8 protein-coding genes and 1 pseudogene are annotated in these 8,554 nt (G+C 45.6%); 6 read left to right on the plus strand and 3 right to left on the minus strand.

Going from position 1 to position 8,554, the window contains the following annotated elements; all coding sequences use genetic code 11:
* The coding region (locus Q0241_RS06320; protein WP_299374825.1) for a type III PLP-dependent enzyme at positions 1–874 on the minus strand (874 nt) is incomplete at its 3' end.
* Between the two features lie 270 nt (positions 875–1,144).
* On the opposite strand from Q0241_RS06320, the gene hrcA reads away from it, so the two are divergent.
* Positions 1,145–2,176, plus strand: a complete 1,032-nt coding sequence (hrcA, locus tag Q0241_RS06325) for a heat-inducible transcriptional repressor HrcA (RefSeq protein WP_299374846.1) — start codon at positions 1,145–1,147, stop codon at positions 2,174–2,176.
* A gap of 79 nt (positions 2,177–2,255) precedes the next feature.
* Positions 2,256–2,900, plus strand: coding sequence for a nucleotide exchange factor GrpE (grpE, locus tag Q0241_RS06330; RefSeq protein WP_299374828.1), 645 nt, complete (start codon positions 2,256–2,258; stop codon positions 2,898–2,900).
* Between the two features lie 123 nt (positions 2,901–3,023).
* Here grpE and Q0241_RS06335 read toward each other — a convergent pair whose 3' ends face one another.
* Complete coding sequence (locus Q0241_RS06335; RefSeq protein WP_299374831.1) at positions 3,024–3,632, minus strand: alpha-ketoglutarate-dependent dioxygenase AlkB; 609 nt, start codon at positions 3,630–3,632, stop codon at positions 3,024–3,026.
* 38 nt (positions 3,633–3,670) lie between these two features.
* Positions 3,671–3,919: a hypothetical protein gene (locus Q0241_RS06340; protein ID WP_299374834.1), complete on the minus strand. Its 249-nt coding sequence runs from the start codon at positions 3,917–3,919 to the stop codon at positions 3,671–3,673.
* A gap of 285 nt (positions 3,920–4,204) precedes the next feature.
* Here Q0241_RS06340 and dnaK point away from each other — a divergent pair, with 285 nt between their 5' ends.
* The 4 genes and pseudogenes from dnaK to Q0241_RS06360 all read left to right on the plus strand — a co-directional run.
* A complete protein-coding gene (gene dnaK / locus Q0241_RS06345) occupies positions 4,205–6,121 on the plus strand; it encodes a molecular chaperone DnaK (protein ID WP_299374837.1) in 1,917 nt (638 codons plus the stop codon).
* Between the two features lie 72 nt (positions 6,122–6,193).
* Positions 6,194–7,327: a molecular chaperone DnaJ gene (dnaJ, locus tag Q0241_RS06350; protein WP_299374840.1), complete on the plus strand. Its 1,134-nt coding sequence runs from the start codon at positions 6,194–6,196 to the stop codon at positions 7,325–7,327.
* A 161-nt stretch (positions 7,328–7,488) separates the two neighbouring features.
* A complete protein-coding gene (locus Q0241_RS06355; RefSeq protein WP_299374843.1) occupies positions 7,489–8,127 on the plus strand; it encodes a LysE family translocator in 639 nt (212 codons plus the stop codon).
* A gap of 150 nt (positions 8,128–8,277) precedes the next feature.
* Positions 8,278–8,554, plus strand: a pseudogene (locus tag Q0241_RS06360) (4-hydroxy-tetrahydrodipicolinate reductase); the annotation flags it as partial.

Here is an 8,554-nt window from a genome sequence, read left to right on the forward strand (position 1 = left end):
TGTCGAGATAAACCCAGCGCTTTTCATCTTCTGTATTCTTGCGGGATACTAAAACAACTTCAGCCTCTATGATCCCTGCGTCACCAACAACAGACCGCCCGGGTTCGATAATGATTTTTGGTACGTTGTCACCAAAGTGCTTTTTCAACGCAGATGAAAGGTATTCGCCGTATTGAGAAATGGATGGTACATCCGCATTGTACGCAGTGGGGAAACCGCCGCCGAGGTTAAGTGTAGAGAGTTCAATACCCTCATTTTTCAGATCTTTATAGAGCTTTTCAATTTGACCGAGAGCATTATCCCATTGGCTTATTTTTGTTTGTTGTGACCCGACATGAAATGAAAGGCCTATTGGATATAAGCCATGGATCACTGATTGTGATAGCAACTCTTTGGCCATAACGGGCGAGCAACCAAACTTGTGGCTTAGGGGCCAGTCGGCGCCAGAACAGTCGACCAGGACACGGCAATAGACATTAGAACCGGGGGCTGATCTGGCAATTTTAAGAAGCTCTTCATGGCTATCGAATGCGTAACTCTGAATACCGAGTTTGTAGGCTTCGGCGATGGCATTTTCTTTTTTGATGGTATTGCCAAACGATATTTGGCTCGCCGGAATACCGAGTGACAGGCACAATTTGATTTCTGCGATGCTCGCAGCGTCAAAACAGGAGCCTAGGTTCTTAAGTCGAGACAAAATTTCCGATGCAGGATTGGCTTTTACCGCGAAATAAATCATTGCATTGGGCAGGGCAGATGCCAGATTGTTGAAATTGACCTCTACCTGATCAAGGTCTATGACCAAATGCGGCTCATCAAAGGAATTTTGGGCGAAAAATGCCTCTAATTTTGCATTTAAAGAACCGATACTCATTTAATTTGTCACTATTCCTAATAGAACAAGCGGGCCGATGCTGACCTTCAAAAACCGAGTCTTAATTTTAAGCGCGTCTTTAAGAGGTATCGGGTTATGATGCAAGTGTTAGTTTTAGTTCAAGCCAGCATTGACCAAGGCTTTGCGGCTTACTAAATTAAGACAATGCAAATAGGTAAATAAGGATCGCTTATTTAAGGGCATTGGAATTTAAAAGGAAATTCTGTGAAGTTTAATGACACATCCCTGATATCCGGTGCAATTGCAGGTATGAATGATCGCTCTCGCGAGATTTTCCGTCTGGTGGTTGATGCTTATGTGGAAACCGGGGAACCCATTGGGTCCCGAACGTTATCTCGCAAGCTTGGTATGGGTCTGTCGGCGGCAACAATTCGTAATGTTATGGCTGATCTAGAGGATATGGGGCTTTTATTCGCCAGGCATACCTCTGCCGGAAGGCTACCAACGGATGTTGGGTTGCGGCTTTATGTGAACGGTTTGTTAGAACACGGAAACCTTAGTAAAGATGAGCGCAGCCAGATAAAAGCACAGTGCGCAGCTGGTGGAAAATCCATGCCTCAATTATTGGAAGAGGCTACGGGTATGTTATCCGGCCTTTCCCAGTGTGCAGGATTGGTTGTCGCGCCTAAATTATCTGAACCTCTAAAGCATATCGAATTTGTATCTCTTGCTCCTGGACGGGCTCTGGTTGTGTTGGTTTCTGATTCTGGATCAGTTGAAAACAGGGTGGTTAATATTCCTTTGGGTTTGCCGCCCTCTGCGCTTGTTGACGCATCAAACTTTTTGGCTGCGCGTTTGGTCGGGCGGACATTGGAAGAAGCGCTACAGGAAATACAAACCGAGCTCAAAGAACATCAGGCCATGCTGGATCAACTGTCACAGAAAGTTGTCGAACTGGGGTTGGCGACATGGGCCGAAGATATCAATGGCAGTTCTAATGGTGCGCTGATTGTGAGAGGACAGGCACAGTTACTTGAAGATATAAATGCCCTTGAAGATTTGGAGAGGGTACGCCATCTATTCTCTGCATTGGAAAAACGAGAGTCTCTGGTCCGTTTGTTAGAAATGACAAAAACGGCAGAGGGGGTTCAGATCTTTATAGGGTCTGAAAATGAATTGTTTGCCCAAGCGGGGTGTTCTGTAGTAATGGCACCTTATAAAAATACGCGACAACAGGTTGTCGGGGCGATCGGGGTCATTGGTCCAACACGAATTGACTATGCCCGTATCATTCCGATGGTGGATTATACCGCCAAAATACTTGGTCGAATGATTGGATGAGAGTGGTTGGATAAGCAGGGCTGAAATCTTGTTAAATCCAGAAGTAAGTAACTTAAAAGAGAAGATTGGTTAGCGGAAAATGTCCGAAACGGAAAAACAAAATCCGGAAGAGAATGTTGTTGCTGAAGATCAGATTCCTGATGATCTGGTAAACGAAGAAGCAGCAGAAGAAGCAACCGTTGATACTGCGTCTGCAGCTGAAGAAGCAAAGTCAGATGCCGTAAGAGTTGCTGAACTGGATGCGCAGAATGCTCAGTTGACAGACAAGCTGTTGCGTACAATGGCAGATATGGAAAATCTTCGTAATCGCACGCGTCGTGATAAAGAAGATGCTATCAAGTATGCACCTCAAAAGCTGGTGACAGACTTAATTGGTGTTATGGATAACCTTCAACGTGCGCTGTCATCTGTTTCAGAAGAAACTGCCGAAGGAAATGAAGACCTTAAAACGCTACGCGATGGTGTTGAAATGACCAATCGCGAAATGCTGAAGGTTTTTGAAAAACATAACATTACCGAAGTCGAGGCAATGGGTGCCCGTATGGACCCGCACAGCCACGAAGCATTGTTTGAAATTCCTGATCCTTCCCAACCAGAAGGGACCATTTTACAGGTTATTCAACCAGGGTTTCGCCTTCATGATCGTCTGCTAAGGCCAGCACGCGTTGGCGTTGCCAAGGGCGGCCCTGTTGCTGGTGCAGATAAAGTGGACACAACAGCTTAAGCTTTTAGCTGTTTAGATTGAGAAAGTCGGTACTTTTGTGCCGGCTTTTTTTATGGAGGTGCTTTTTCAAAAACAACCTCATTGAATGATGATCTGTTGCAACGTTCTAGGAGAGGGAAATCGTTAGACTTTGTTTACCCTACGAAGCGTGAGGTTAATACGTCCACCACTTTTCAGTAACTGGCTTGATCCATATAAAATACGATCAATTCCATGATAGGCATTTCGTGCTTCGCCACCAAGTATGACGATGTCACCAGAATTTAACTTGGTTGATGTTGTCGGCCCTTGCCGTTTGAGCCCCCCAAGGCGAAATAGTGCGCTGTCTCCTAATGATACAGAAAGAACGGGTGCATTAAAATCCTGCTCGTCTTGATCCCGGTGAAGACCCATTTTCGCTTTTTCGTTTTGATAATAATTTAACAGGCAGCATTCTGGAAGTTCCGAGTAGCCAGTTAAATCGGTCCAGACTGTGAGTAATTTATCCGGTATCTGAAGCCACGGGCGTTTGGTAACGGGATGGAAACTTTGATAACGATATCCCCCGGTTTTGTCTGATACCCAGCCCAGAGACCCAAACGATGTCATGGCGACAGAAAAGGGCTTACCAGTTTTGGGCATTGTGGGTTGAAACAGGGGATTTGTCCTGATCATCTCTCGAATTTCGGATAAGAGATTTTTCTGTTCTTCCCGGCTGAAATATTCGGGGTGATATTGAAAACCGGCAATCATTTTATTACGGACATTTTATCACTGTTTTGAACTATCTATTAACGCTGGCTCTCTGAGCTGTCTTGAGAATTAATGATTCGTGTTTGCCGCTTTTCAAGTAAGCGCATTGTTAAAAAGAGGAGTCCGCCAATGAGAGTAACGGCGAGACCGAACCACTGAACAATTTCATTTTTGAGAAGATAGTGCGCTGTGAGCATGACGGCGATTCCAAACAAAACATCTCCTACAGCAATCCACTTAACCATTTTTCGGATATTAGGGTTAATTTGGGCTTTTTTTGAGTTCATTATGGCTAAATTCCCGGAATATTCGCGCGATGATTCACCTGAAAAACATCATAATAAAGATGATAGATAAATTATTATACCACTAATCTATTGATTCATAATGTAATTTAACTTTTCTGAAAAACCTTATTTTTTTAGGCATATTGCTCCTTGCAGTGAAAGCTCTGGCTGCATATATATCCCGTGAGCCCAAAAAATGGGTTCAGCCCTCAAAAGGGACCAGCCGGCAGTGCTTGGCATCAAGGCTGCCAAATCGGTTTGCTATATTAAGTGTGAGGAATAAACATGAGCAAAGTTATTGGTATTGATCTAGGAACCACAAACTCCTGTATCGCTATTATGGACGGTAAAGACGTCCGTGTTGTTGAAAATGCTGAAGGTGCGCGTACGACACCTTCTATGGTTGGCTTTACGGCTGAAGAGCGCCTCGTTGGGCTGCCCGCCAAACGCCAGTCAGTTACAAACCCTGAAAATACTCTTTTTGCGATCAAGCGTTTGATCGGCCGTCGTTTTGACGATCCGCTGACAAAAAAAGATATGGACCTTGTGCCATACAATATTGTTAAAGCTGACAATGGTGACGCGTGGGTTGAAGCCAACGGTGAAAAATACAGCCCGTCACAGATTTCTGCTTTCATCCTGCAAAAAATGAAAGAAACTGCCGAGAGCTATCTTGGTGAGCCTGTGACAAAAGCAGTTATCACTGTTCCTGCTTACTTTAACGATTCTCAGCGTCAGGCAACAAAAGATGCCGGTAAGATCGCTGGCCTTGAAGTTCTGCGTATTATCAACGAGCCGACTGCTGCTGCTCTTGCATACGGCATGGACAAAAAAGGTTCTGGTACCGTTGTTGTTTATGACCTTGGTGGTGGTACCTTCGATGTTTCCGTTCTTGAAATCGGTGACGGTGTGTTCGAAGTGAAATCAACCAACGGGGATACATTCCTTGGTGGTGAAGATTTCGACAGCCGCATCATTGATTACTTGGCAGACGAATTTAACAAAGAACAGGGTATCGACCTTCGTAAGGATACTCTTGCTCTTCAGCGTTTGAAAGAAGCTGCTGAGAAAGCAAAGATCGAGCTTTCTTCTTCTACTCAAACTGAAGTGAACCTACCGTTTATTACGGCTGATGCGTCTGGTCCTAAACACCTTAACGTCAAGCTGACACGTGCGAAATTGGAAGCATTGGTCGACGATTTGATCCAACGCACAATGGGTCCTGTTAAGTCTGCGTTGAAAGACGCTGGTGTAAAAGCTGGTGACATCGACGAGATCATCATGGTTGGTGGTATGATCCGTATGCCGAAAGTCCATGACACTGTTAAGGACTTCTTTGGTAAAGAACCACACCGTGGCGTAAACCCTGATGAAGTTGTGGCAACTGGTGCTGCTATTCAGGCGGGTGTTCTTCAGGGTGAAGTCAAAGATGTTCTTCTTCTTGACGTGACACCATTGTCTCTTGGTATTGAGACACTGGGTGGTGTTATGACCAAACTGATTGATCGTAACACAACAATCCCAACGAAAAAGAGCCAGACTTTCTCTACAGCCGAAGATAATCAGAGTGCTGTGACAATTCGTGTGTTCCAGGGCGAGCGCGAAATGGCTGCGGATAATAAAATTCTTGGTCAGTTCAACCTCGAAGGTATTCCTGGTGCGCCACGTGGTGTTCCACAGATCGAAGTTACTTTTGATATTGATGCTAACGGTATTGTTAACGTTGGCGCGAAAGATAAAGCAACTGGTAAAGAACAGTCTGTTCGTATCGAAGCTTCTGGTGGTCTGAGCGACGCTGACATCGATCAGATGGTTCGTGATGCCGAAGAAAATGCCGATTCAGATAAAGCCCGTCGTGAATCTGTCGAAGTTAAAAATCAGGCTGAAGGCTTGATCCATCAGACAGAGAAAACACTTGGTGAAGTTGGCGATAAAGTTTCTGATGAAGAAAAAGCAACTATCGAAGCTGCAGTTGCGGAATTGAAAACTGCGCTTGAAGGTGATGATGTTGAAGATATCAAAGCCAAGATGGAAGCTTTAGGTCAGGCGTCAATGAAGCTGGGTGAAGCACTTTATGCTGACGCTGGTGCTGAAGGCGCAGAAGGTGCTGCGGAAGCGGCTTCTGAAGCAGAAGCTGACGACGGTGTTGTTGATGCAGACTTCGAAGAAGTTGACGACGAGAAGAACAGCAAAAGCGCTTAAGGCGGTTTTGGATTTCAGGGGGCTGGCGTTTGCCAGCCCCTTTTCACCTTCTGATGAGGGAAAACTATACTGATGTCCAAAAAGGATTTCTATGAGGTCTTAGGGGTTTCACGTTCGGCAGATGCCAAAGAGTTGAAATCGGCCTATCGCAAACTGGCAATGAAATACCACCCGGATCGCAATCCGGATGATGCCGAAGCGGAAAAAAAATTCAAAGAAATTAACGAAGCCTATGGCGTTCTCAAAGACGATCAGCAACGCGCGGCTTATGATAATTATGGCCATGCTGCTTTTGAAAATGGCGGGCCAGGCGCTGGCGGCGGCTTTGGTGGCGGTGGTTTCGGCGGCGGCGGTTTTGCTGATATCTTCGAAGAAATGTTTGGCGGCTTTGGCGGCGGTGGGCGATCCGCGGGCGGGTCCCAACGCGGTGGCGACCTTCGCTACAATATGGAAATTTCACTGGAAGATGCGTACACAGGTAAAGAAGCTGAAATTAGGATTCCAAGCGCAGTTTCTTGTGATGTTTGTGATGGCAGCGGTGCTGAAAAGGGATCATCTCCGGTAACCTGTGGTACCTGTAAAGGTGCGGGCCGTGTGCGTATGCAACAGGGTTTCTTTACCGTTGAGCGGACATGTCATACTTGTCAGGGTGTCGGTAAAGTTATCGAGAAACCTTGCGGAAACTGTCACGGTTCTGGCCAAGTGGAAAAAGAAAAAACCCTTCAGGTAAACATTCCTGCGGGTGTCGAGGAAGGCAATCGTATTCGGTTGGCTGGCGAAGGCGAAATGGGGGCTCGTGGCGGAACGCCGGGGGATCTTTACATTTTCCTTTCGATTGAACCGCACAGAATTTTCCAGCGTGAGGGCGCAGACATTTATTGTCGCGTTCCCATTTCGATGACACAGGCTGCTTTGGGTGGTTCTGTCGAAGTACCAACTATTGATGGTGGCCGTGCGAAGGTTTCTATTCCGGATGGCACGCAGAGCAGACAGCAGTTCCGTTTACGTAGCAAGGGGATGTCTGTCCTCAGATCAAGCTCTCGTGGCGATATGTACGTTGAGGTAACCGTTGAAACACCGGTTAACCTGACGAAACGTCAGAAAGAGTTGTTGCGTGAATTTGAAGAAGAAAGCGGGGATAATTCGCCTCTTAGCTCTGGCTTCTTTAAGCGCGTCAAAGAGTTCTGGGAAGACCTTACGGAATAAAGACCAGACCTTTAATAAGAAAAAGCCTGTCGGTGATATACCTGACAGGCTTTTTCTTATGCCTCTTTGTTGATTTTTTGAAAGAAGAGTGATCCTCTTTCGAATAGTATATGGCCTGTTTTTTCTATTCTTTCGGGCTATTTTCTTTTTAGGTATCGACTATGGCGCTTCCTTCACTTGAATATTTTCTGGCTTACTGGCTAGCGAGTACCTTGCTTGCAGCGACACCGGGGCCGACGTGGCTCTATACCTTGACGATTAATATATCCGATGGCTGGAAAAAATCACTTTGGATACCCGTTGGCAATGGCTTGGGATTGTTGGTTCACCTACTTGCTGCTTTAGTGGGATTATCGCTTCTCATTCAACAGTCCGCAGTTGCCTATGAAATCCTACGATGGATCGGCGCAGGGTATTTGTGCTTTCTGGCGTGGAAAATATTCACTGGGAAAGCCGATCTCGAAGTTAATTCTCAGATACCTCGCAAAAGCACATCGGCTTTAAAGGTCGTGATACAGTCGGCCTTGATTAATATTACCAACCCGAAAGTGATCTTTTTCATGATTTCTTTTTTGCCTCAGTTCGTGCGCCCTGAACTGGGGAATTTTGAGAGTCAAATTATGCTTTACGGACTTATTCATATTCTGAATGCGGGTTTAATCATAAGTCTTGTTGTTTTGTTTTCAGAGCATATGAAATCACTTTTTTCCGGAGTTGGTAAAACCGCCAAAACTTTTCGACTATTTGCATCAATGTCGATGGTTGGGATCGCGCTTCGGGTTGCTTTTTCTGATAAGTGATTATCAACCACTTATAGCCAATTATGAAGAGTTAGGTCTCCTGTTTCGGAAAAGGATGAGAGTTCTCTTGGACTGATCAGGCTTAGCTGCTATCTCTTTTTTGAAACAACGGTAATATAGATAAACGCTGATCTTTGACGGGAAAATAAGATGAGTAACAAAATTGGAATTGTTGGCTGTGCAGGCCGAATGGGGCGCATGCTGACAGACGTTATTGGCCGAACGGATAACTGTGAGGTTTTTGGTGGAACCGAACTTCCGGGGAGCCCTAACCTTGGTAAAGACCTAGGTGAGTTGGCGGGAATTGGCACGATTGGCGTAAGTGCAAGCGACGATCCCCTAGCTTTGTTTGAAGCCTGCGATGTTGTAATCGATTTTTCTGTGCCGGAAGCAACACTTAATCACGCAAAGCTGGCGGCAAAAACCG

The sequence above is a fragment of the uncultured Kiloniella sp. genome (assembly GCF_937128705.1).
Lineage (GTDB): Bacteria > Pseudomonadota > Alphaproteobacteria > Kiloniellales > Kiloniellaceae > Kiloniella.

What these genes read in the sequence shown, in the direction of transcription:
- dnaJ (WP_299374840.1), top strand. Translation starts at nt 6,194, where the DNA reads ATGTCCAAAAAGGATTTCTATGAGGTCTTAGGGGTTTCACGTTCGGCA.
- grpE (WP_299374828.1), top strand. Translation starts at nt 2,256, where the DNA reads ATGTCCGAAACGGAAAAACAAAATCCGGAAGAGAATGTTGTTGCTGAA.
- Q0241_RS06340 (WP_299374834.1), bottom strand. Translation starts at nt 3,919, where the DNA reads ATGAACTCAAAAAAAGCCCAAATTAACCCTAATATCCGAAAAATGGTT.
- Q0241_RS06335 (WP_299374831.1), bottom strand. Translation starts at nt 3,632, where the DNA reads ATGATTGCCGGTTTTCAATATCACCCCGAATATTTCAGCCGGGAAGAA.
- Q0241_RS06355 (WP_299374843.1), top strand. Translation starts at nt 7,489, where the DNA reads ATGGCGCTTCCTTCACTTGAATATTTTCTGGCTTACTGGCTAGCGAGT.
- hrcA (WP_299374846.1), top strand. Translation starts at nt 1,145, where the DNA reads ATGAATGATCGCTCTCGCGAGATTTTCCGTCTGGTGGTTGATGCTTAT.
- dnaK (WP_299374837.1), top strand. Translation starts at nt 4,205, where the DNA reads ATGAGCAAAGTTATTGGTATTGATCTAGGAACCACAAACTCCTGTATC.